Here is a 23,953-nt window from a genome sequence, read left to right as displayed (position 1 = left end):
CGGGCGGTCGCTCACCGGGCGTGCGGGTGCGCGGCCGCGTACGCCTCGCGCAGCTCGTCGTCCTGCGGCGTCGCGTAGAGCTGCGTGGTCGTCACGGAGGCGTGCCCGAGGAGCTCCTGGACGACCCGCACGTCGGCCCCGCGGGCGAGCATGTGGGTGGCGAACGAGTGCCGCAGCGTGTGCGGCGAGATGCCGTCGGCGTCGATGAGTCCTGCGCGGTGCGCCGCGCTGCGCAGCACCGCCCACGCGCTCTGCCGGCTGAGTCGCGCGCCGCGCGTGTTGAGGAACAGCGCGAGGCGGTCGGTGCCCGGGCCGCCGACCGTCAGCAGCGGCCGGGAGTCCGTGAGGTAGTCGTCGAGCGCGCGCACGGCCCGGCGTCCCAGCGGCGCCACGCGCTGCTTGGCGCTCCCGGGGGCCAGGCGCACCGCGGCGCGGCGCTCGGCGCGGTCGACGTCGCGCAGGTCGAGGCCGACGACCTCCGAGATCCGCGCCCCCGTCGAGTAGAGCAGCTCGAGCAGCGCGCGGTCGCGCGCGGGCAGCGGCCCGTCGCCCTGCCCGGCGGCGTCGAGGAGCCGGTCGACCTCCTCGATGGAGATGGCCTTGGGGAGCCGCCGCGGCTGCGCGGGCGCGCGGACCGACCACGTCGTGTCGTCGACCGAGACGCCGTGCCGGGCGAGGAACCGGTGCCAGCCGCGGACCGCGGCGACCAGGCGGGCCGCGGAGGACTCGGACAGGGGCCGCCGTCCGTCGGCACCGGCACGCGCCGCGTCGACGAAGGCCTCGACGTCGGGACCCACGATCTCGGCCGGGGAGGTCCGCCCGACGGACGTGAGGTAGCTCACGTAGCGCTCGAGGTCGCGGCGGTAGGCCTCGAGCGTGTTGTCCGACAGGCCGCGGTCGGACAGGTGGCTCAGGTAGCGCTCGAGCGACGTGCGCAGGTCGTTCGCCGGTACGGGCGGGGCGTCGTCCGTCACCGTGGGCTCAGAGCGGCAGGAAGACGTCCACCGCGATCGCGACGGACAGCAGCGTCAGGTAGGTGATGGAGCCGTGGAACACGGTCATCGCGCGCAGCTTGCCGCGCGCCGGGTCGTTCGCGCGACGCAGCAGCGTGATGCACGACCACAGGAACCACGCGCCGAGCGCGGTGGCGACGACCGCGTAGACCCACGTCATCCCGGCGACGGGCACGAGGATCAGCGTGCACGCGATCATCGCGAGCGTGTAGGCGATCATCTCGCGCGCGACCTTGGAGTCCTTCGCGACGACCGGCAGCATCGGCACGCCGGCGGCCGCGTAGTCGTTCCGGAACTTCATCGACAGCGGCCAGTAGTGCGGCGGCGTCCAGAAGAAGATGACGCCGAACAGCACGAGCGGTGTCCACGACACCCCGCCGGTGACGGCGGACCAGCCGATGAGGACGGGCATGCACCCGGCGGCGCCGCCCCACACGATGTTCTGCGGCGTGCGCCGCTTGAGGATCATCGTGTAGCCGACGACGTAGATGAGGATGGCGCCGGCCGTGAGCCAGGCGGACGCGGGGTTGACGACGAGCCAGAGCCACGCGAGCGACCCCGCGCCGAGCGCGAGGCCGAACGTCAGCGCGGCGCGCGGGCTGATCTCGCCCGTGGCGGTCGGGCGCCGCTTGGTCCGGTTCATCACCTGGTCGATGTCGCGGTCCAGGTAGCAGTTGAGGACGTTGGCCGAGCCGGCCGCGGCTGCGCCGCCGACGAGCGTGGCGAGCACGAGGGCGAGGCTCGGGAACCCGCCCTGCGCCAGGATCATGGTCGGCAGCGTGGTGACGAGCAGGAGCTCGATGACGCGCGGCTTGGTGAGCGCGAGGTAGGCGCTCAGGACCCGGCGGACGCGTGCGGTGCGGGTCGTGGGCGTCGTCGACACGGCCGGTGCGGGCGCCGCCGTCAGGTGCGCACGCGGGGTCGCCCCGGCCGACGCTCCGGCGTCGTCGACTGACAGTGGACTGCTGAGGCGCACGCGCTGCGGTTCCGTTCCTGGTCCGGCGGGGGGCTTGTCGCGCTGCCATGCTACGGCCTGGACCACGGTCCCGGGTGGCGGCGGCGCCCGGATCAGGCAGGGTCGGGGTGTGAGATCGGTCGCTGCGGCAACCCTGGATGGCGCTTTCCCGCGCCGTGGGCACGGTGACGTCCGGAGGCCGGGTGAGATATAGGCTCGACGGGCAAGGATCGACGACCGCCTCCCCCGGGGTCGCGTCGTGGTCCAGCGGCACCCCGGTCGTGGGTGCCCGACCAGTACGTCGGAGACGACACCCGGCCGCCGGTGCGGGTGGGAATGAGGTGCGGTGAACGCGAAGGCCCCCCTGGCGGAGACTGTCGGCTGGACCGACCTGGACCTGCGTGCCGTGGACACGGTGCGCGTCCTGGCCGCGGACGCCGTCGAGAAGGTCGGCAACGGCCACCCCGGGACCGCGATCAGCCTCGCGCCCGCGGCCTACCTGCTGTACCAGAACGTGCTCCGGCACGACCCGACCGACCCGCACTGGCTGGGTCGCGACCGGTTCGTGCTCTCCGCGGGCCACTCGGCCCTCACGCAGTACATCCAGCTCTACCTCGGCGGCTTCGGCCTCGAGATCGAGGACCTCCAGGCGCTGCGCACGTGGGGCTCCAAGACCCCCGGCCACCCCGAGTACCGCCACACCGCGGGCGTCGAGATCACGACCGGCCCGCTCGGCCAGGGCCTCGCCTCCGCTGTCGGCTTCGCCATGGCGCAGCGGCGCGAGCGCAACCTGCTCGACCCCGACGCCGCACCCGGCACGAGCCCGTTCGACCACTACACGTACGTCATCGCCTCGGACGGCGACCTGCAGGAGGGCGTGACGAGCGAGGCCTCGTCGATCGCCGGCACGCAGGAGCTCGGCAACCTCGTCGTGCTGTGGGACGACAACCACATCTCGATCGAGGGCGACACCGAGATCGCGTTCACCGAGGACGTCCTCAAGCGCTACGAGGCGTACGGCTGGCACGTGCAGTTCGTCGACTGGACCGCCGGCGGCGAGTACCGCGAGGACGTCGACGCGCTCCACGCCGCGATCGAGGCCGCCAAGGCCGTGACCGACAAGCCGTCGTTCATCGGCATCCGCACGCTCATCGCGTGGCCGACGCCGAACAAGACGAACGACCACTCGTCGCACGGCTCCAAGCTCGGCACCGAGTCCGTCCGCGGCCTCAAGGAGCTGCTCGGCTTCGACGCGGACGTGAGCTTCCCCGTCGAGCCCGAGGTGCTCGCCCACACGCGGTCGCTCGCCGACCGCGCCGCCGCGACCCGCGCCGAGTGGCAGAAGTCGTTCGACGCGTGGCGTGCGGCGAACCCCGAGAACGCCGCGCTGCTCGACCGGCTCGTCGAGCGCCGCCTGCCCGAGGGCTGGGAGTCGGCGCTGCCGACGTTCCCCGCGGGCAAGGCCGTCGCGACGCGCGCCGCGTCCGGCGAGGTCCTCTCGGCGATCGGCCCGGAGCTCCCCGAGCTGTGGGGCGGCTCGGCCGACCTCGCGGGCTCGAACAACACGACCATGAAGGGCGCGACGTCCTTCATCCCCGCCAAGCGCTCGACGCACGAGTTCGGCGGCGACGAGTTCGGTCGCACGCTGCACTTCGGCATCCGTGAGCACGGCATGGGCGCGATCCTGTCCGGCATCACGCTGCACGGCCTCACGCGCCCCTACGGCGGCACGTTCCTGCAGTTCGCCGACTACATGCGCGGCTCCGTCCGCCTCGCCTCGCTCATGGGCGTGCCGTCCGTCTACGTGTGGACGCACGACTCCATCGGCCTCGGCGAGGACGGCCCGACGCACCAGCCCGTCGAGCACCTGACCGCGCTGCGCGCGATCCCCGGCCTGACCGTCCTGCGCCCGGCCGACGCCAACGAGACCGCGCAGGCCTGGAAGGCGATCCTCGAGTACACGGACGGCCCGGTCGGCCTCATCCTCACCCGCCAGAACGTCCCGACGTTCCCGCGCGGCGAGGACGGGTTCGCCGGCGCCGAGGGCGTCGCACGCGGCGCGTACGTGCTCGTCGACGCGAGCAACGGCTCCCCCGAGGTCATCCTCATCGGCACCGGTTCCGAGGTGCAGCTCGCCGTCGCGGCGCGGGAGACCCTCGAGGCGGCGGGCGTCCCGACGCGCGTCGTCTCGGCGCCGTCGCTCGAGTGGTTCGCCGAGCAGGACGAGGCGTACCGCGAGTCGGTCCTGCCGTCCTCGGTGCGCGCCCGCGTCTCGGTCGAGGCCGGGATCGCGCTGTCGTGGCACAAGATCGTCGGCGACGCCGGCCGGTCGGTGTCGCTCGAGCACTACGGCGCCTCCGCAGCCTTCGAGAAGCTCTACGAGGAGTTCGGGATCACCGCCGACGCGGTCGTCGCGGCCGCCCACGAGTCGCTCGCCGCGGCCCGCGGGGACGCGGCCCCGTCCGCCACGGCGGCGGCGCCGACGCAGAGCGGGACGGGCGACCTCCCGGCCTGAGCTCGCGGGTCCGACCGGACGACCGGTCCCGCGCACCCGGGGCCGTCAGTGGGAAGAAGGGGAAGCACGATGGCACCGAGCAGCACCCCGGTCGCACGACTCACGGAGGCGGGGGTGGCGATCTGGCTGGACGACCTGTCCCGTGAGCGCCTCCGCACCGGAGACCTCGCCGACCTCGTCGAGAACCTCGGCGTGGTGGGCGTGACGACCAACCCGACGATCTTCGCGTCGGCCCTGTCGAAGGGCGACGCCTACGACGAGCAGCTCCGTGAGCTCGCCGCCGAGGGCGTCGACCTCGACGAGGCGGTCTTCCGCATCACGACGGACGACGTGCGCGCGGCCGCCGACGTCCTGCGACCGGTCTACGACCGGACCGCGGGCGTCGACGGTCGCGTGTCGATCGAGGTGGACCCGCGGCTCGCGCGGGACACCGACGGCACGATCGCGTCCGCGAAGGCGCTCTGGTCGACCGTGGACCGGCCCAACGTGTTCATCAAGATCCCCGCGACGGTCGAGGGGCTGCCGGCCATCACGGCCGTCCTCGCGGAGGGGATCAGCGTCAACGTCACGCTGATCTTCTCCCTCGACCGCTACCGCGCCGTGCTCGACGCGTTCCTCGCGGGCCTCGAGCAGGCGCGCGAGAACGGGCACGACCTCGCGCCGATCGCCTCGGTCGCGTCGTTCTTCGTGTCGCGCGTCGACGCGGCGATCGACCCGACGCTGGACGAGCTCGGCACGCCCGAGGCGGCGGAGCTGCGCGGCAAGGCCGCCCTCGCCAACGCGCGGCTCGCGTACGGCGTCTACGAGGAGGTCGTCGGCGGTGAGCGCTGGCAGTCCCTCGCGGCCGCCGGCGCGCACCCGCAGCGGCCGCTGTGGGCGTCGACCGGGGTCAAGGACAAGGCGTACCCCGACACGCTGTACGTCGACGAGCTCGTCGTCGCGGGCGTCGTCAACACCATGCCCGAGGCCACGCTGCGCGCGGTCGCGGACCACGGCGGCGACGCGCACGACACCGTCACGGGCACGGGTGCGGCGTCGGCCGAGGTCATCGACCGGCTCGCCGAGCTGGGCGTCGACCTCGACGAGGTGACCGTCCAGCTCGAGGAGGAGGGCGTGTCGAAGTTCGAGGCGAGCTGGGAGCAGCTGCTGTCGACCGTGCGTACCGGCCTGTCCGAGGCGCAGGTCGCGGCCGGTGAGGCCCGGTGAGCGCGAAGATCGCCGCAGGCCACAACCCGCTGCGCGACCCACGCGACCGGCGGCTCCCCCGCATCGCCGGTCCGTCCGGTCTCGTCATCTTCGGCGTGACGGGCGACCTCGCCCGCAAGAAGCTCATGCCCGCCGTGTACGACCTGACGAACCGGGGGCTGCTGCCCCCGGGCTTCGCCCTCACCGGGTTCGCCCGGCGGGACTGGGCGACGCAGGACTTCGCGGAGATCGTGCACGACTCCGTCAAGGAGCACGCGCGCACGCCGTTCCGTGAGGCGACGTGGCGTCAGCTGTCCGAGGGCATCCGCTTCGTGCAGGGCACGTTCGACGACGACGACGCGTTCGACCGGCTGAGCGACACCGTCGAGGAGCTCGACGTGTCCCGCGGCACGGGCGGCAACCACGCGTTCTACCTGTCGATCCCGCCGAGCTCGTTCCCGGTCGTCTGCAAGCAGCTCGCGCGCTCGGGCCTCTCGCAGCCCAAGGACGGCACGTGGAGACGCGTCGTCATCGAGAAGCCGTTCGGCCACGACCTGGCGAGCGCGCGCGAGCTGCAGGACATCGTCTCGAGCGTGTTCCGGCCGGACGACATCTTCCGGATCGACCACTACCTCGGCAAGGAGACGGTCCAGAACCTGCTCGCGCTGCGGTTCGCGAACCAGCTGTTCGAGCCCATCTGGAACGCCAACTACGTCGACCACGTCCAGATCACGATGGCCGAGGACATCGGCATCGGCGGCCGCGCCGGCTACTACGACGGCATCGGCGCGGCGCGCGACGTCATCCAGAACCACCTGCTGCAGCTCCTCGCGCTCACCGCGATGGAGGAGCCCGTGTCGTTCGACGCCGAGGGACTGCGCAACGAGAAGATCAAGGTGCTCTCGGCCGTCCGCAACCCGCGGGACATCGGCAAGCACACGGCGCGCGGCCAGTACACCGCGGGCTACCAGGGCGGCGAGAAGGTCGTCGGCTACGCCGAGGAGGAGGGGTTCAACCCGAACTCCACGACGGAGACGTACGCCGCGATCCGCGTCGACATCGACACGCGTCGCTGGGCGGGCGTGCCGTTCTACCTGCGGACCGGCAAGCGCCTGGGCCGCCGCGTCACGGAGATCGCGGTCGTGTTCAAGCGCGCGCCGCACCTGCCGTTCGAGTCGACCGCGACGTCCGAGCTGGGCAACAACGCGCTCGTCATCCGCGTGCAGCCCGACGAGGGCGTCACGCTGCGGTTCGGCGCCAAGGTGCCGGGCACCGCGATGGAGGTCCGCGACGTCACGATGGACTTCGGCTACGGGCACGCCTTCACCGAGTCCTCCCCCGAGGCGTACGAGCGGCTCATCCTCGACGTCCTGCTCGGCGACCCGCCGCTGTTCCCGCAGCACGAGGAGGTCGAGCTGTCCTGGAAGATCCTCGACCCGATCATCGACCACTGGGCCTCGAAGGGCGGCAAGCCCGACGAGTACCGGGCGGGCACGTGGGGACCGGCGTCGGCCGACGAGATGATGGCGCGTGACGGACGCGCGTGGAGGCGACCGTGATCATCAACCTGCCGGACACCACCACGCGCGACATCAACAAGCGCCTGCTCAAGGAACGCGACGAGGGCGGCGCCGTGGCGCTCGGTCGCGTGCTCACGCTCCTCATCGACGCGGGCACGCACGACCCCGAGGACGCGATCGACGCGGCCAACGACGCGAGCCGCGAGCACCCGTGCCGTGTCATCGTGCTCGCCAAGGACACGCACGACCGCACGTCGAGCCTGGACGCGCAGATCCGCCTCGGCGGTGACGCGGGTGCGAGCGAGGTCATCGTCCTGCGCCCGTCCGGAGCCATCGACCGGCACCTCGACACGCTCGTCATGCCGCTGCTGCTGCCCGACGCGCCGATCGTCACGTGGTGGCCGTACGAGATCCCCGACGTGCCCTCCGAGCACCCGCTCGGCCGCATGGCGCAGCGCCGCATCACCGACTCGTCGCAGTGCGCGCGGCCGGGCAAGGAGCTGCGCAAGCTCTCGAAGGTCTACGCCGAGGGCGACACCGACCTCGCGTGGACGCGTGCGACGCTGTGGCGCGGGCTCATCGCCGCGACGCTCGACCAGCCGCCGTTCGAGGCCGTCCGCAAGGCCGTCGTCACCGGCGAGAGCACGCACCCGTCGGTCGACCTGATGGCCGCGTGGCTCGCGGAGTCGCTGCGCTGCCCGGTCGAGGTCGAGCGCCTCGCCGACGCACCCGCGATCACGCAGGTGCGGCTCGAGCGCGCGTCGGGTGACATCGTGCTCGACCGTCCCGACGGCAAGACGGCGGCGCTGCGCCAGCCCGAGCAGCCGGAGCACCGGATCGCGCTGCCGATCCGCCAGCTGCGCGAGTGCCTCGCGGAGGAGCTGCGCCGGCTCGACCCGGACGAGGTCTACGGCGACGTCCTGCAGAAGGGCCTCGCGAGGATCGACGCGTGAGCCGCCGCGACGTCGTCGTCCACCCGGACGCCACGGTCCTCGCGGAGGCCGTCGCCGCACGGCTGCTGACCCGGCTGCTCGACCTGCAGTCGCACCGCTCCCCCGTCCACGTCGTCCTCACGGGCGGCACGGTCGGGATCAGGTCGCTCGCGGCGGTCGCGCACAGCCCGCTGCGCGACGCGGTCGACTGGTCGGGCGTGCACCTGTGGTGGGGCGACGAGCGCTTCCTCCCCGACGGGGACGCCGACCGCAACGAGACGCAGGCACGCGAGGCGCTGCTCGACGCTCTCGACGCCCTGCCGGCGGAGAACGTCCACGCCATGCCGGCGCAGTCCGACGACGTCCCGACGCCCGAGGCGTCCGCCGCCTCCTACGCGCGCACGCTCGCCGAGCACGCGCCGCCCGGGCTGGTCGCGCCCCGGTTCGACGTCACGCTGTTCGGGATGGGCCCCGACGGCCACGTCGCGTCGCTGTTCCCCGGGCACGACACCGTCACCGTGACGGGGGTCGCGGCGGTCGCGGTGCACGACTCCCCCAAGCCGCCGCCGCTGCGCGTGTCACTGACGTTCGACGCCATCCGCGCGTCGCGCGAGGTCTGGGTCGTCGCCGCGGGTGCCGAGAAGGCGCCTGCGGTCGCCTCCGCCCTCGCGGGTGCGCCCGTGAGCGAGACGCCTGCGTCGGGTGCGCTCGGCACGGAACGCACGCTGTGGCTCGTGGACGCCGCCGCGACGCAGGACGCCGCCCCCGGAGCGCCCGCCGAGGTCGCGACGAGCGACGAGGGCGTCGACCCCGTGGCCCGGTGGACGGCCGTCGACACCTGGTTCGAGCAGCTCGCGCCGCAGGACGTCGCGCTCGTCGACGCCCAGCGCAGCGCCCGCGAGGCCGGCCTGCCCGACATCGCGGTGTCGGCGCTGCAGGGCAAGCTCCTGCACCTGTTGGCGCAGGCCGTCAGCGCGCGTCGCGTCCTCGAGCTCGGCACCCTCGGCGGCTACAGCACTCTCTGGCTCGCGCGAGCCCTCCCCGAGGGCGGCCGGGTCGTCACGCTGGAGATCTCCCCCGAGCACGCTCGGGTGGCGTCGGAGACGTTCGCGCGCGCCGGCCTCGACGACCGGATCGACGTGCTCGTGGGGCCCGCCACGGAGACGCTCGAGCGCCTCGCGGCCGACGGCGTGGAGCCGTTCGACCTCGTGTTCGTCGACGCGGACAAGCAGACGCTCGCCGCGTACGTCGACGGCGTCGCCGGCCTGGTCCGGCCGGGTGCGCTCGTCGTCGTGGACAACGTCGTGCGCGGCGGCGCGGTCGTCGACCCGCACCACCCCGACGAGCGCGTGCAGGGCGTGCAGCGGTTCGTCGCGAGCGTCGCGCAGGACGCCCGCTGGGAGGCCACGGTGCTCCAGACGGTCGGCTCCAAGGGGTACGACGGCTTCGCCCTCCTGCGCCGCACGGAGCGTTAGCACCTCACGAGCGCGACGTCCGTCCACGCGCATCCTGGGAACGACGAAAGGGCCCCGCCGCTCAGCGGCAGGGCCCTTTCGTCGTGCGCGGAACGGTCCGGTCAGGCGCCGGTCATCCGGCCGCCGCGACGGGCGCGGAGCGCGGCGAGCGCCTCGTCGAGGATCGCGGCGCCGTCCTCGTCGGACCGCCGCTCCTTCACGTACGCGAGGTGCGTCTTGTACGGCTCGTTCTTGCTGGGGGACGGAGGGTTCTCCTGGTCCTGGCCGGCCGGGAACCCGCAGCGCGGGCAGTCCCACGTGGCGGGCGCCTCCTCGGCGGCCTCCTCCGCGAAGCTCGGCCGCGTCTCGTGGCCGTTCGCGCACCAGTAGGAGATCCAGATCCGCGGTGCGGCGTCGCCCCGCTCGGCCTCGCCCATCGGGCCGGCTCCGACTCGCGACCCCCTGATCGCGCTCCCGCTCGCCATCGCCAGCCCCTCTCAGCTCGCCGTGCGCTCGATGAGGCCGAGCAGCACGATCACGACGGTCCAGAACAGGGCCACACCGATGGTGATCCGGTTGAGGTTGCGCTCCGCGACGCCCGAGCTGCCGGCGCTGCTCGAGATGCCGCCGCCGAACATGTCGGACAGGCCGCCGCCCTTGCCCTTGTGCAGGAGCACCAGCGGGATGAGCAGGATGCTGGACAGGACCAGCAGCACCTGGAGGGTGATGCGCAGGGCGTTCACGGCGGAGTCGGTTCCTCACTGGACGGGCGCGTCGACCGGCCGGATGGCGGCGACGCTGCGGTGGACCGCGGTACAGGGTAGGCGACTCGTGGCGGGAAAAGCCACCACCGCCCACAGACGTGGGGCCCCGTGCCGCGTCGAGCGCGTGCACGGGGCCCCGGTGCCTGTCAGGTCAGAGCCCGACCTCGTGCGACTGGAAGCGCACGATCTTGGCGAACTCCTCGGGGTCGAGGCTCGCGCCGCCCACGAGGGCGCCGTCGACGTCGGGCTTCGCCATGATCGACGCGACGTTGGACGACTTCACGGAGCCCCCGTAGAGGACGCGCACGGCCTGGGCCGTCTCGGCGTCGTACAGCTCCGCGACCCGGCCGCGGATCGCCTCGGACATCTCCTGGGCGTCCTCGGGGGTCGCCGTCTCGCCCGTGCCGATGGCCCAGACGGGCTCGTACGCGATGACGAGCGTGCGGACCTGCTCGGCCGTGACGTCGGCCAGCGCGGCCTCGAGCTGCAGCAGCGTGTGCTGCACGTGCGCGGCGGCACGACGCGTCTCGAGGTCCTCGCCGACGCAGAGGATCGGCACGAGGCCGGCCTTGAGCGCGGACTTGACCTTCGCGTTGATCAGCTGGTCCGACTCGGCGTGGTACTCGCGCCGCTCCGAGTGGCCGACGAGCGCGTAGGTCACGCCGAGCTTGGTGAGGAACAGCGGCGAGATCTCGCCGGTGTACGCACCGGACTCGTGCGCCGACAGGTCCTGCGCGCCGTAGGCGATCTGCAGCTTGTCGGCGTCGACGAGCGTCTGCACGCTGCGCAGGTCCGTGAACGGCGGGACGACCGCGACCTCGACCGTGGCGTAGTCGTGCTTGGCGTCCTTGAGCGTCCACGCGAGCTTCTGCAGCGTGTGCGTCGCCTGGTGGTGGTCCAGGTTCATCTTCCAGTTGCCCGCCATGAGCGGGGTGCGCTGCGTCATGCTCAGTCCTCCAGGACAGCGATACCGGGGAGGGTCTTGCCCTCGAGGAACTCCAGGCTGGCGCCGCCGCCCGTCGAGATGTGGCCGAAGCCCGCCTCGTCGAAGCCGAGCGTGCGCACGGCCGCGGCGGAGTCGCCGCCGCCGACGATCGTGAAGGCACCGTTCGCGCCCGCGTCGACGAGCGCCTGCGCGACGGCGCGCGTGCCGCCCGCGAACGCCTCGAACTCGAACACGCCGGCCGGGCCGTTCCAGACGACCGTCTTGGCGTCGACGATCTTCGACGCGAACAGCTGCTCCGACTCGGGGCCGATGTCGAGGCCGATCTTGCCGTCCGGGATGGCGTCGGCCGCGACGACGGACGACGGGGAGTCGGCCTTGAACTCGTCGGCGACACGGATGTCGACCGGGAGCACGATCTCGACACCGGCGTCCTCGGCCTGCGCGAGGTAGCCCTTGACGGTGTCGATCTGGTCGGCCTCGAGCAGCGAGTTGCCGACCGAGTAGCCCTTGGCGGCGAGGAACGTGAACAGCATGCCGCCGCCGATGACGAGGCGGTCCGCCTTCGTCAGCAGGTTCGAGATGACGCCGAGCTTGTCGGAGACCTTGGAGCCGCCGAGCACGACGACGTAGGGGCGCTCGGGGTTCTCGGTCGCCTTCTTGAGCGACTCGACCTCGTTGAGCACGAGCTTGCCGACGGCGTGCGGGAGCTTGAGCGCGACGTCGTAGACCGACGCCTGCTTGCGGTGCACGACGCCGAAGCCGTCGGAGACGTACACGTCGGCGAGGGCAGCCAGGTCGTCGGCGAGCGACGCGCGCTCCTCCTCGACCTTGGACGTCTCGCGCGCGTCGAAGCGGATGTTCTCGAGCAGCGCGATCTGGCCGTCCTCGAGCGCGGCGACGGTCTCCTTCGCGGACTCGCCGACCGTGTCCTTCGCGAGCGCGACGGGCTGGCCGAGCAGCTCGCCGAGGCGCGCGGCGACGGGCGCGAGCGAGTACTTGTCCTCCGGGGCGCCCTTCGGGCGGCCGAGGTGCGCGGTCACGATCACGCGCGCGCCGGCGCCGAGCAACGCCTGCAGCGTCGGGAGGGCCGCGCGGACGCGGCCGTCGTCGGTGATCGTCGTGCCGTCGAGCGGCACGTTGAAGTCGGAGCGGACGAGCACGCGCTTGCCGCGCAGGTCGCCGAGGTCCTCGATGGTCTTCATGGTCTCCTACCTTGCAGAACCGGCCGGCTCACGTCGGTCGGGGGTCCGAGGGGTGCTCACACGACAGCGTCCGCGTGCGCCGAGGCCGTGGCCGGGGCGCACGCGGACGCATGACGTGTGCTGAGCGGGGTTCGTCAGAGACGGTCGCCCACGTACTGCGTGAGGGTGACGAGCGAGTTGGAGTAGCCCCACTCGTTGTCGTACCAGGCGATGATCTTGACCTGGTCGCCGATCACCTTCGTGAGCTTCGAGTCGAAGATGCTCTGGTGCGGGTTCGTGACGATGTCGCTCGAGACGATCTCGTCCTCGACGTACTCCAGGACACCCTTGAGCGGGCCCTCGGCGGCAGCCTTGACGGCGGCGTTGACCTCGTCGACCGTGACCTCGCGCGAGGCGGTGAAGGTGAGGTCCGTGGCCGAGCCGGTGATCGTCGGCACGCGGAGCGCGAAGCCGTCGAGCTTGCCCTTGAGCTCGGGGAGCACGAGGGCGACGGCCTTGGCCGCACCGGTCGAGGTGGGGACGATGTTCTGCGCGGCGGCGCGGGCGCGACGCAGGTCGCGGTGCGGGCCGTCCTGCAGGTTCTGGTCGCCCGTGTAGGCGTGGATCGTCGTCATGAGGCCGCGCTCGATGCCGATGGCGTCGTTGAGGGCCTTCGCGACGGGGGCGAGGCAGTTCGTGGTGCACGACGCGTTCGAGATGATGTGCTGCGTCGCGGGGTCGTACTGCTCGTGGTTCACGCCGACGACGAAGGTGCCGTCCTCGTTCTTCGCCGGGGCGGAGATGATGACCTTCTTGGCACCGGCGTCGATGTGCGCCTTCGCCTTGGTGGCGTCCGTGAAGAAGCCGGTCGACTCGATGACGATGTCCGCGCCGAGCTCCGCCCAGGGGAGGTTCGCCGGGTCGCGCTCCTCGAGGGCGCGGATCTTCTTGCCGTCGACGATGATGTTCTCGTCGTCGAACTCCACGCTCAGCGGGAAGCGGCCGAGGACCGTGTCGTACTTGAGCAGGTGGGCGAGCGTCTTGTTGTCCGTCAGGTCGTTGACACCGACGATCTCGATGTCCGCGCCCGACGCGACGATGGCCCGGTAGAAGTTGCGACCGATACGACCGAAGCCGTTGATGCCGACCTTGATGGTCACTTGCCCTCCTCGGCAGCGCCGACGAGGTCGGCGCACACAATGGGTGTTGGGGTCAACGCACGCCGATGTGCGTTCCGCTCGCCCTCGACCGACTCATGCGCAGCACGTGACGGTCGTGTGACGATCGGATGACGCAACCCTATACCCGTGACGGAGGCCACGGGGGTCGGAGGTCCCAGGGTGGACACCCGTCCGGGTGCCTGCGCGCGGGTCCGCGCAGGTCAGCCCGCGGGGCGCGTCACAGGTCGAGCAGGTCGGGGCTCAGGCCCGCCTCGGTGTCCGGGATCCCGAGCTCCTGGGCGCGCTTGTCGGCCGTCGCCAGCAGGCGCCGGATCCGGCCCGCGACGGCGTCCTTCGTGAGCGCCGGCTCGGCGAGCTTGCCGAGCTCCTCGAGCGACGCCTCCTTGTGCGCGAGGCGCAGCTCCCCCGCCTCGCGGAGGTGCTCCGGCAGGTCGTCGCCGAGGATCTCGAACGCGCGCTCCACGCGGGCGCCCGCGGCGACCGCCGCGCGTGCGGAACGGCGCAGGTTCGCGTCGTCGAAGTTCGCGAGCCGGTTGGCCGTGCCGCGCACCTCGCGGCGCACGCGCCGCTCCTCCCACACCAGCATCGTCTCGTGCGCGCCCAGGCGCGCAAGCATCGCCGAGATCGCGTCGCCGTCGCGGATCACCACACGGTCGACGCCGCGGACCTCACGCGCCTTCGCCGCGACGCTGAGCCGACGCGCCGCCCCGACGAGCGCGAGCGCGGCCTCCGGGCCCGGGCACGTCACCTCGAGGGCGGACGAGCGGCCGGGCTCGGTGAGCGAGCCGTGAGCGAGGAACGCGCCGCGCCACGCGGCCTCCGCCTCCGCGACGCCCGCCGACACGACCTGCGGCGGCAGACCTCGCACCGGGCGGCCGCGGTTGTCGAGCAGACCCGTCTGCCGGGCCAGCGACTCGCCGTCCTTGACGACGCGCACCACGTACCGGCTCCCCCGGCGAAGACCGCCCCCCGAGACGACGATGATGTCGCTCTCGTGCCCGTAGACCTCGGAGATCGCCTGCCGCAGCCGCCGTGCGGCGATGCCGGTGTCGAGCTCCGCCTCGATCACGATCCGCCCCGAGATGATGTGCAGCCCGCCCGCGAACCGGAGCGTCGCCGAGACCTCGGCCTTGCGGACGGACGTCCGGTCCACCTTCAGACGCGCGAGCTCGTCCTTGACCTGTGCCGTCAACGCCATGGCGTCATCCTGCCATCTGGGACGAGCGTCCGGGTCCGGTCCGGCAGGTCAGCCCGCGCCGCCCGCACGGGTGCCCACGTCCCCGAGGAAGCCCTCGACGACGTCCCGGAAGGCCGCCGCGAGGCGCAGCGGGTCGTGCATCGGCGTGCCGTCGCCGCGTCCCACCTGGCGCAGCAGCAGCTGCGCACCGAGCCGGTCGGTCGTGTCGCTGAGCACGTCGACGTCGTCGACCGCCCCGGGGTCGGCGACCACGGCGTCGACCCGGAGCCCGGGCGCGTGGGCGTGCAGCGCCTCGAGGTGCTCCTCGGCGCGCATGCCCTCCGTCTCGCCCGACTCGGGCGACAGGTTGAGCGTGACGATCGTGCGCGCCCGCGTTCGCTGGAGGGCGTCCCGCAGCCCGGGGACGAGCAGGTGCGGCATCACGGACGTGTACCAGGAGCCCGGTCCCAGGATCACCCAGTCGGCCTCCTCGATCGCCGCGACCGCCTCCGGGCACGCCGGCGGGTCGGTCGGCTCGAGCCGCAGGTGCTCGATACGGCCACCCGTCGTCGCGACGGACACCTGGCCGCGCACGCGGTCCGCGGTGCCGTCCGCGTGGACGACGTCGGCCTCGATCTGCAGCGGGACCGCCGCCATGGGCAGCACCCGGCCGCGCGCCCCGAGGAGTCGTCCGACCCAGTCGAGCCCCTCGACGGTGTCGTCGAGCAGCTCCCAGAGCGCGACGATCAGCAGGTTCCCGACCGCGTGCCGGTCGAGCGGGCCCTCGGACGCGAACCGGTGCTGGAGCACGTCGCGCCACGTCCGGCCCCACTCCGAGTCGTCGCACAGCGCGGCCAGCGCCATGCGCAGGTCGCCCGGCGGCAGGACGCCCAGCTCGTCGCGCAGGCGGCCCGAGGAGCCGCCGTCGTCGGCGACGGTGACGACGGCGGTGATGCGGTCGGTCATGAGCCGCAGCGCGGACAGCGTCGCGGAGAGCCCGTGCCCACCGCCGAGCGCGACCACGGCCGGACCGGACCCGCGGGCGGCGCGCTGGGACGGCGGGACGCTCATTCCTTGCCGAGGTCCCGCGCCGACACGGCGACCTGGTGGCCCCGCTCGCGCAGGCGTGCCGCGACGGCCTCGCTGATCGCCACCGAGCGGTGCTTGCCGCCCGTGCAGCCGACCGCGATCGTCACGTAGCGCTTCTCCTCGTTGAGGTACCCCGCGAGGACGGGCTCGAGCGCGTCGACGTACCGGTCGACGAACTGCACCGCACCGGGGAGCCCGAGCACGTAGTCGCGCACGGGGGCGTCCCGGCCGGTCAGGTGGCGCAGCTCCGTGACCCAGTAGGGGTTCGCGAGGAAGCGCACGTCGACGACGTGGTCCGCGTCGAGCGGGATGCCGTACTTGAAGCCGAACGACAGCACCGAGACGCGCAGGACGTCGGCCGTCGAGCCCGCGACGACCGACCGGACCACGCGCGCGAGGTCGTGCACGTTGAGCTCGGAGGTGTCGATCACGGTGTCCGCACGCTCGCGGAGGTCCCCCAGGACCACGCGCTCGGCGGCGATGCCGTCGAGGATCCGACCCTCGCCCTGGAGCGGGTGCGGGCGCCGCACCTGCTCGTACCGGCGGACGAGCACCTCGTCGGACGCGTCGAGGAACAGGATCCGGTGGTCGACACCGGCGGCCCGCAGGCCGTCGAGGACCTCCCGGACGTCGGCGAAGAACTCGCGCCCGCGCACGTCGACCACCGCGGCGAGCCGCTGGGCGCGCTGGCCCGTCGGGCCGCTCGTCAGCATGCCGACGAGGTGCGTGAGCATCTGCGCCGGGAGGTTGTCGACGACGTACCAGTCGAGGTCCTCGAGGACCGCGGCGGCACGTGTCCGGCCGGCGCCGGACATGCCCGTGATGATGAGGAGCTGCGGTGCCTCGAGGCGCGGCCCCTCCGCCGCTGCCTCGAGCGCCGGGATGCCGGCAGGGACGGTGATCGGCGACGGCTCGTCGGTCATGACCTCAGCATGCCAAACCCCGACGCCTCGTCGGCCGACGCGGGGCTCGCGTCGGCCGGCGCGTCGGCCGCGAGGGTGTCGTGGTCGGGACCCGCAGCGGCCGGGACGACGACCGTCCCGCCCGGCGCTCCCGCCTGCGCGGCGTCGCCGGCCAGCGCCGCCACGACCGCCGCGGCGGTCCGCTCGCCCATGCCCTGGATGCTCGCGATCTCCTCCACCGACGCCGCCCGCAGGCGCTTGACGCTGCCGAAGTGCCGCAGCAGCGCCGCCCGTCGCGCGGGGCCGAGCCCTGGCACGTCGTCGAGGACGGAGACCGTCATGCCCTTGGACCGCCGCCGGCGGTGCGCGGTGATCGCGAACCGGTGCGCCTCGTCGCGGAGCCGCTGCAGCAGGTACAGGCCCTCCGACGACCGCTGGAGGATCACGGGGTAGTCCTCCCCGGGCAGCCACACCTCCTCGAGGCGCTTCGCGAGCCCGCAGAGCGCGACGTCGTCGATGCCGAGCTCGGCCATCGCGGCCGCCGCGGCGGCGACCTGCGGCTGACCGCCGTCGACCACGACGAGGTTCGGGGGGTAGGCGAACCGCTGCGGGCGGCCCGTCGTCTCGTCGACCGGACCCGAGCGGCGCGGCTCGTCGTCGTCCTCCCCCAGCCCCAGCTCGACGTCGCCCGCGTTGGAGCGTTCCGCGAGGTAGCGGCGGAACCGGCGCGTGATGACCTCGTGCATCGCGGCGGTGTCGTCGCGGGCGCCGTCACCGTCCGGACCGCGGAGGTTGAACAGGCGGTACTCGCTCTTGCGCGCGAGCCCGTCCTCGAACACGACCATCGACGCCGACTGGAAGGTGCCCTGGTTGTGCGACACGTCGAAGCACTCGATCCGCAGGGGCGCCGACGACAGGTCGAGCGCCTCCTGGATCTCGCGGAGCGCCTGGCTGCGCGTCGTGAGGTCGCCGGCCCGGCGGGTCCGGTGCAGCACGAGCGCGTGCTCGGCGTTCCGCAGCACGGTGGCCGCGAGCTCGCGCTTGTCGCCCCGCTGCGCGACCCGGACCTGCACGCGGGACCCGCGCATGCCGGAGAGCCAGTCCTGCACCTGCTCGACGTCGGGCGGCAGCACCGGGACCAGGACCTCGCGCGGCACCGACGCGGTGCCCGTGTCCTCCTCGGTGCCGTACACCTGCTGGAGCAGGTGCTCGACGAGCTCGGCGTCCGTCACGTCCTCGACCTTCTCGACCACCCAGCCGCGCTGGCCGCGGATGCGACCGTCGCGGACGTGGAACACCTGGACGGCGGCCTCGAGCTCGTCGCCGGCCAGCGCGAAGATGTCCGCGTCGGTGCCGTCCTTGAGGACGACGGCGTTGCGCTCGGTCGCCTTCTCCAGCGTCGCGATGTCGTCGCGCAGCCGCGCCGCCTGCTCGTAGTCGAGCTCCGCGGCGGCCTCCTTCATGCGCGCCGTCAGCCGCTTGGTGAACTTCGCGGTGTCCCCCGCCATGAAGTCGCAGAAGTCCTGCGCGAGCGCGTGGTGGTCGTCGGGCGAGATCCGCCCCACGCACGGTGCGGAGCACTTGTCGATGTACCCGAGCAGGCATGGCCGTCCCTGCTGGGCGGCACGCTTGAAGACGCCCGCCGAGCACGTGCGCACCGGGAAGACGCGCAGCAGGAGGTCGACCGTCTCGCGGATCGCCCACGCGTGCGCGTACGGCCCGAAGTAGCGCGTGCCCTTGCGCTTGGCGCCGCGCATGACCTGCACCCGGGGGAACTGGTCGGCCATCGTGACCGCGAGGTACGGGTACGACTTGTCGTCCCGGTACTTCACGTTGAACCGCGGGTCGAACTCCTTGATCCACGTGTACTCGAGCGCGAGCGCCGCGACCTCAGTGGGCACGACGGTCCACTCGACCGACGACGCGGTGGTGACCATCTGCTGCGTCCGCGGGTGCAGGTTGTGCACGTCCTGGAAGTAGCTCGACAGGCGCGAACGCAGGCTCTTGGCCTTGCCGACGTAGATGACGCGGCCGTGCTCGTCGCGGAAGCGGTAGACGCCCGGGGAGTCCGGCAGCTCCCCCGGTGCGGGGCGGTACGTGGCGGGATCAGCCATGTCGTCGAGCCTAGGCGTTCGTTCCGACACCCTCGCCCCTCGGTTCGCCGGGGTCCGGGTGGTCCGGGCTTCACGACGCCGGAGGTGGGACGTCGGTCACGAGGTTCCGACGCGGGTGGTGGGGCTGCTGCGGGCGCAATGGCCTGTTATCATGTCTCATGCGCGCGACCGACGCCGTCGACCGGCACCTCGCCCGGCTCGTGGACGCGGGGGCGTCGCGATCCCTCCACCGCCAGCGCCGCTGGGCGCTGCGGCATGCGCTCACCGCCGCCGCCCTGGCCGCCGTGCACGGCCCTCCTCCGCTCCCCGACGACGTCGCGGCCACCGCGCCCGACGCCCTCGACGCCGCCGAGCGGCGCGTCGACGTCGCGGAGCTGCTCTCCCCCGCGTTCCTCGACTGGTACCTGCCGTGGGCCGCGGACGGCGGGCTCACCGACCCCGCGCGGCCGACCGCCGGGCGGTCCCCCGCGGCTGCTCGTGCCCGCGTCGCCGCGCTGCGCGCCCTCGCAGCCGACGTCGGCCTGCCCCCGCCGGACCACACCCACGGCACCCCGCAGCTGCGCACCGTCATCGAGCGCCGGCCCGTCGAGGACCTCCTGCGCGCCTTCGAGGGCCACCGACCGCGACCCACCGCGACCCGCGCGCGCCTCCTGGCGATGCTCGCCGTCATGGCCGCCGACCCCGTCGGACCCACGGCCCTCGCCGCGATGGACGTCCGGGACCTCGCCGTCGACACCCGCACCCTGCGCGCGCCGAGCGACGGCCGGCCGCTGACGCTCTCCCCCGCCGCAGCCGCCGCCCTCGGCACCTGGCTCGGCGTCCGCGACGAGCTCGTCGCGTCGCTCGAGGGCGGGGCCGTGCGCGCCATGTGGGTGTCGGCGCACGGCTTGCGTGACGCCGACGGCACCGCGCGACCGCCCGGGCTGCCGCTGCGGACCCGCGGGATCGAGCGGGCGTACGCCCGCGGGGTGCGCGCCCTGCGCCGCCACCTCGCCGCGCACCCCGAGCGCGTCCCGCACTCGCTGCTCCCCGAGCACACGCCGCCCGGCACCGTCCCGCCGCTCGACCTGCCGCCGTCGCTCGAGCTGCTGCGACGGTCGCTGCTCGCGGCCGGCCACGGACCGGAGCACGCCCCCGCCGCACCGACCGCGACCCCGTCCGCACAGTCGCGGTGAGGCTCCGTGCCCGCCCTGTGCCGGACAGCCGACGCTCCGTGCGGCGGCGTCGGGGTGCATCATCGTGCGTGCGGCTACGGTGACCGGATGGGCCCCCTGCACACGTACGCGATCGACGTGACCTGGACCGGCGCCGGGACGCTCGGCACCGCGAGCTACACGTCCTACTCCCGGGACCATGACGTGCAGATCGGGTCCAAGCCGCCGCTCCCGGGATCGTCCGACCCGGCGTTCCGCGGTGACCCGGGCCGCTACTCGCCCGAGGAGCTCTTCGTCGCGTCGATCGCGCAGTGCCACATGCTGTGGTTCCTGCACCTCGCGGCCGTCGAGGGCGTCGTGGTGGTCGCGTACCGCGACGAGGCCGTCGGCACGATGCGGGTCGAGGCCGCGGGCCACGGCCAGTTCACCGAGGTCGTGCTGCGCCCCCGCGTGACCGTCGCGCACGGACGCCACCTCCCCGACGGTTCGCCCGTCACCGACGAGGTGCTCGGACGACTCCACCACGCGACGCACGAGCACTGCTTCATCGCCCGCTCGGTCAACTTCCCGGTCCGCCACGAGCCGACGACCGTCCGGTTCGCACCGGCCCGGACGGCGGCAGCGCCGACCGACGCTGCGGCCCCCGCCGCGACGCCAGGGACCTGACACGCGCCGTCGACACCACGAGCTGCCGCGCGCCACCGACCGCACCGGTGCCGCGCGACACCGATCGCACCGGCTGCCGTTGGCCACCGACCGCACCGGCTGCCGTTGGCCACCGACCGCACCGGCTGCCGCACGGGCTGCCCCTCCCGGCGACCGCACGGGAGATGCATGCCGTCGACCGCACCGGAGACGCGCGACCGACCGCGACGGCAGACGCCTCCGCGGCGCCCTCCGGCCGCGCGACGACGACGTCAGGCGGTCGCGCGCTCCCGCTCCTGGTCGACCTCGGCCTCGAGCACCTCGGCCAGGAACCGGCCCGTGTGGCTCGCCGCGACGCCCGCGACGTGCTCCGGCGTGCCCTCGGCGACGACCGTGCCGCCACCGCTGCCGCCCTCGGGACCCATGTCGACGATCCAGTCGGCGTTCTTGATGACGTCGAGGTTGTGCTCGATCACGATGACGCTGTTGCCCTTGTCGACGAGCGACTGCAGCACGCCGAGCAGCTTGCGGATGTCCTCGAAGTGCAGGCCCGTGGTCGGCTCGTCGAGCACGTAGATCGTCCGACCCGTGGACCGCCGCTGGAGCTCCGCGGCGAGCTTGACGCGCTGCGCCTCGCCGCCCGACAGCGTGGGCGCGGGCTGACCGAGCCGCACGTAGCCCAGACCCACGTCGACGAGCGTCCGCAGGTGCCGCGAGATCGCCGGGACGGCGGCGAAGAACTCGGCGGCCTCCTCGATCGGCATCGCGAGCACGTCGGCGACCGTCTTGCCCTTGAAGTGCACCTCGAGCGTCTCTCGGTTGTAGCGCGCGCCGTGGCACACCTCGCACGGGACGTAGACGTCCGGGAGGAAGTTCATCTCGATCTTCAGCGTTCCGTCGCCCGAGCAGGCCTCGCAGCGGCCGCCCTTGACGTTGAACGAGAACCGGCCGGGCGTGTAGCCGCGGACCTTGGCCTCGGTCGTCTCGGCGAACAGCCGGCGGACGTGGTCCCAGACACCCGTGTACGTCGCAGGGTTCGACCGCGGGGTCCGCCCGATCGGGCCCTGGTCGACGTGCACGACCTTGTCGAGGTGCTCGAGGCCCGTCACGCGCTTGTGCCGTCCGGCGACCTGCCGCGCGCCGTTCAGCTCGTTGGCGAGGACCGTGTAGAGGATCGAGTTGACGAGCGTCGACTTGCCCGAGCCCGAGACGCCGGTGACGGCGGTCAGCGTGCCCAGCGGGAACGACACGTCGATGCCCTGCAGGTTGTGCTCGCGCGCGCCGACGACCGTGAGCTGCCGGTCCCGGTCGACCTTGCGGCGCTCGACGGGCATCGGGATCGACCGACGGCCCGACAGGTACGCGCCGGTGACCGACTCCTTGGCCTTGAGCAGGCCGGCGAAGTCGCCCGAGTGCACGACGCGGCCACCGTGCTCGCCCGCGCCCGGGCCGATGTCGACGATCCAGTCCGCGGTGCGGATCGTGTCCTCGTCGTGCTCGACGACGATGAGCGTGTTGCCCAGATCGCGCAGGCGCGTCAGCGTGTCGATGAGCCGGCGGTTGTCGCGCTGGTGGAGCCCGATGCTCGGCTCGTCGAGCACGTACAGCACGCCCACGAGGCCGGACCCGATCTGGGTCGCGAGCCGGATGCGCTGGGCCTCACCGCCGGACAGCGTCGCCGCCGGCCGGGTGAGCGAGAGGTAGTCGAGGCCGACGTCGAGCAGGAAGCCGAGGCGCGCCTGGATCTCCTTGAGGACCTGCGCCGCGATCGCCCGCTCACGCTCGCCGAGCTCGAGGCCGTCGAGGAACGTCCGGGCCTCGCGGATCGGGAGCGTGCAGACGTCGGCGATCGACTTGCCACCGACGCGGACCGCGAGCACCTCGGGCTTGAGGCGCGCGCCCTTGCAGACCGGGCACGGGACCTCGCGCATGAAGGCCTCGTACTTCTCCTTGCTCCAGTCCGACTCCGTCTCGGAGTGGCGGCGCTCGAGGAACGTCACGACACCCTCGAACCCGGTGGAGTACGACCGCTCGCGGCCCCAGCGGTTCTTGTAGCGGACCTTCACCTCGTGGTTCTGGCCGTACAGCACCGCGTCCTTCGCGCGCTTCGGCAGCGCACGCCACGGCACGCTCGTCGAGAAGCCCATGTCCTGCGCGAGCGCACCGAGCACCCGCGCGAAGTACTCGCTCGAGATCTGCGCCCAGGGCGCGACGGCGCCCTCGTCGAGCGAGAGGTCCTCGTCCGGGACGATGAGGTCGGGGTCGACCTCGAGCCGCGACCCGATACCGGTGCACTCCGGGCACGCGCCGTACGGCGCGTTGAACGAGAAGGTGCGCGGCTCGATCTCGTCGAGCGCGAGCACGTGGTCGTTGGGGCACGCGCGGTTCTCGGAGAACCGACGCTCCCGGTGCGGGTCGTCCGCGTCGGCGTCGACGAGCTCGACGACCAGCAGACCGCCGGCCAGGCCGAGCGCGGTCTCCACCGAGTCCGTGAGGCGGCGCTGGACCCCCTCGCGCGACACCAGACGGTCGACGACGACCTCGATGTCGTGCTTGAGCTTCTTCTCGAGCGTCGGCGGCTCGGTGAGCTGGACGACCTCGCCGTCGACGCGGGCCCGGGAGAAGCCCTTGCCCTGCAGCTCCTTGAAGAGGTCGGCGTACTCCCCCTTGCGACCGCGCACGACGGGTGCGAGCACCTGGTACCGCGTGCCCTCGGGCAGCTCGAGCAGCCGGTCGACGATCTGCTGGGGCGTCTGCGCGGTCACGCGCTCGCCGCACTCGGGGCAGTACTGCGTGCCCGCGCGCGCGAAGAGCAGACGCAGGTAGTCGTACACCTCGGTGATGGTGCCGACCGTCGACCGCGGGTTGCGGTTGGTCGACTTCTGGTCGATCGACACCGCGGGCGACAGGCCCTCGATGAAGTCGACGTCGGGCTTGTCCATCTGCCCGAGGAACTGGCGCGCGTACGCGGACAGCGACTCGACGTACCGCCGCTGCCCCTCCGCGAAGATGGTGTCGAACGCGAGCGAGGACTTCCCCGAGCCCGACAGACCCGTGAACACGATGAGCTTGTCGCGCGGGAGGTCGAGGTCGACGTTACGGAGGTTGTGCTCGCGGGCGCCCTGCACCACCAGACGATCGTTCACGGCGGGAAGTCTACGTCGCCCCACCGACACGTCGCACACGTGTTCGACCCGAGCGAACACGCGCGGACCGGGTGGCGCCG

19 protein-coding genes are annotated in these 23,953 nt (G+C 72.9%); 7 read left to right on the top strand and 12 right to left on the bottom strand.

Translation table 11 applies throughout. From position 1 onward, the window contains the following. Window positions 1-11 precede the first annotated feature (11 nt). Together GXP71_RS06280 and GXP71_RS06275 are read right to left on the bottom strand one after the other, a co-directional pair. Window positions 12-974 (bottom strand): tyrosine recombinase, encoded by a 963-nt coding sequence (locus tag GXP71_RS06280; protein ID WP_162351956.1) that lies wholly within the window; start codon window positions 972-974, stop codon window positions 12-14. Window positions 975-981: 7 nt separating this feature from the next. After that, a complete protein-coding gene (locus GXP71_RS06275; RefSeq protein ID WP_202924335.1) occupies window positions 982-1,896 on the bottom strand; it encodes a heme o synthase in 915 nt (304 codons plus the stop codon). A 418-nt stretch (window positions 1,897-2,314) separates the two neighbouring features. Between GXP71_RS06275 and tkt the strand changes: the two genes are divergently transcribed. The 5 genes from tkt to pgl all read left to right on the top strand — a co-directional run bounded on the left by tkt (window position 2,315) and on the right by pgl (window position 9,595). Next, a complete protein-coding gene (gene tkt, locus GXP71_RS06270; RefSeq protein ID WP_162351955.1) occupies window positions 2,315-4,483 on the top strand; it encodes a transketolase in 2,169 nt (722 codons plus the stop codon). Window positions 4,484-4,552: 69 nt separating this feature from the next. Continuing rightward, a complete protein-coding gene (gene tal, locus GXP71_RS06265) occupies window positions 4,553-5,689 on the top strand; it encodes a transaldolase (protein WP_162351954.1) in 1,137 nt (378 codons plus the stop codon). Next, the gene (gene zwf / locus GXP71_RS06260) at window positions 5,686-7,227 is read left to right on the top strand and encodes a glucose-6-phosphate dehydrogenase (protein ID WP_162351953.1); all 1,542 of its coding nucleotides are present in this window, start codon (window positions 5,686-5,688) and stop codon (window positions 7,225-7,227) included. Before tal ends, zwf begins: the two co-directional genes overlap by 4 nt. Beyond that, window positions 7,224-8,141: a glucose-6-phosphate dehydrogenase assembly protein OpcA gene (locus GXP71_RS06255; RefSeq protein WP_124342204.1), complete on the top strand. Its 918-nt coding sequence runs from the start codon at window positions 7,224-7,226 to the stop codon at window positions 8,139-8,141. The genes zwf and GXP71_RS06255 overlap by 4 nt, the downstream gene beginning before the upstream one ends. Next, a complete protein-coding gene (gene pgl / locus GXP71_RS20635; protein WP_162351952.1) occupies window positions 8,138-9,595 on the top strand; it encodes a 6-phosphogluconolactonase in 1,458 nt (485 codons plus the stop codon). The genes GXP71_RS06255 and pgl overlap by 4 nt, the downstream gene beginning before the upstream one ends. A 101-nt stretch (window positions 9,596-9,696) precedes the next feature. On the opposite strand, the gene GXP71_RS06245 is transcribed toward pgl, so the two are convergent. From GXP71_RS06245 to uvrC, 9 genes are all read right to left on the bottom strand, one after another. After that, the gene (locus GXP71_RS06245) at window positions 9,697-10,059 is read right to left on the bottom strand and encodes an RNA polymerase-binding protein RbpA (protein WP_162351951.1); all 363 of its coding nucleotides are present in this window, start codon (window positions 10,057-10,059) and stop codon (window positions 9,697-9,699) included. Between the two features lie 12 nt (window positions 10,060-10,071). Continuing rightward, the gene (secG, locus tag GXP71_RS06240; protein ID WP_124342187.1) at window positions 10,072-10,317 is read right to left on the bottom strand and encodes a preprotein translocase subunit SecG; all 246 of its coding nucleotides are present in this window, start codon (window positions 10,315-10,317) and stop codon (window positions 10,072-10,074) included. Between the two features lie 172 nt (window positions 10,318-10,489). Beyond that, window positions 10,490-11,284, bottom strand: coding sequence for a triose-phosphate isomerase (gene tpiA, locus GXP71_RS06235; protein ID WP_162351950.1), 795 nt, complete (start codon window positions 11,282-11,284; stop codon window positions 10,490-10,492). A gap of 2 nt (window positions 11,285-11,286) precedes the next feature. After that, entirely contained in the window at window positions 11,287-12,486 is a 1,200-nt protein-coding gene (pgk, locus tag GXP71_RS06230; protein ID WP_162351949.1) for a phosphoglycerate kinase, read from the bottom strand. A 134-nt stretch (window positions 12,487-12,620) separates the two neighbouring features. Further along, complete coding sequence (gene gap, locus GXP71_RS06225) at window positions 12,621-13,625, bottom strand: type I glyceraldehyde-3-phosphate dehydrogenase (RefSeq protein WP_162351948.1); 1,005 nt, start codon at window positions 13,623-13,625, stop codon at window positions 12,621-12,623. A gap of 238 nt (window positions 13,626-13,863) precedes the next feature. Continuing rightward, a complete protein-coding gene (whiA, locus tag GXP71_RS06220) occupies window positions 13,864-14,844 on the bottom strand; it encodes a DNA-binding protein WhiA (protein ID WP_124343935.1) in 981 nt (326 codons plus the stop codon). A 48-nt stretch (window positions 14,845-14,892) separates the two neighbouring features. Next, complete coding sequence (gene yvcK, locus GXP71_RS06215) at window positions 14,893-15,894, bottom strand: uridine diphosphate-N-acetylglucosamine-binding protein YvcK (protein ID WP_162351947.1); 1,002 nt, start codon at window positions 15,892-15,894, stop codon at window positions 14,893-14,895. Further along, window positions 15,891-16,835: an RNase adapter RapZ gene (gene rapZ / locus GXP71_RS06210; RefSeq protein WP_162351946.1), complete on the bottom strand. Its 945-nt coding sequence runs from the start codon at window positions 16,833-16,835 to the stop codon at window positions 15,891-15,893. Before rapZ ends, yvcK begins: the two co-directional genes overlap by 4 nt. Then, window positions 16,832-18,928: an excinuclease ABC subunit UvrC gene (gene uvrC, locus GXP71_RS06205; RefSeq protein ID WP_238402658.1), complete on the bottom strand. Its 2,097-nt coding sequence runs from the start codon at window positions 18,926-18,928 to the stop codon at window positions 16,832-16,834. Before uvrC ends, rapZ begins: the two co-directional genes overlap by 4 nt. Before the next feature lie 158 nt (window positions 18,929-19,086). Here uvrC and GXP71_RS06200 point away from each other — a divergent pair, with 158 nt between their 5' ends. Together GXP71_RS06200 and GXP71_RS06195 are read left to right on the top strand one after the other, a co-directional pair. Then, window positions 19,087-20,103 carry a hypothetical protein gene (locus GXP71_RS06200; protein WP_162351945.1) on the top strand — a complete coding sequence of 339 codons (1,017 nt, stop codon included), beginning with the start codon at window positions 19,087-19,089 and terminating at the stop codon, window positions 20,101-20,103. Window positions 20,104-20,190: 87 nt separating this feature from the next. Then, window positions 20,191-20,748 (top strand): OsmC family protein, encoded by a 558-nt coding sequence (locus GXP71_RS06195; RefSeq protein WP_162351944.1) that lies wholly within the window; start codon window positions 20,191-20,193, stop codon window positions 20,746-20,748. Window positions 20,749-20,999: 251 nt separating this feature from the next. Here GXP71_RS06195 and uvrA read toward each other — a convergent pair whose 3' ends face one another. Further along, on the bottom strand, window positions 21,000-23,873 hold the full coding sequence (gene uvrA, locus GXP71_RS06190) for an excinuclease ABC subunit UvrA (RefSeq protein ID WP_162351943.1): 2,874 nt from the start codon (window positions 23,871-23,873) through the stop codon (window positions 21,000-21,002). Window positions 23,874-23,953 lie beyond the last annotated feature (80 nt).

The sequence above is a fragment of the Cellulomonas sp. H30R-01 genome, from assembly GCF_010119915.1.
GTDB classification, from domain to species: domain Bacteria; phylum Actinomycetota; class Actinomycetes; order Actinomycetales; family Cellulomonadaceae; genus Cellulomonas; species Cellulomonas algicola.
Note: the sequence above shows the minus strand (reverse complement) of the source record. Positions and strands in the feature narration are given on the sequence as shown.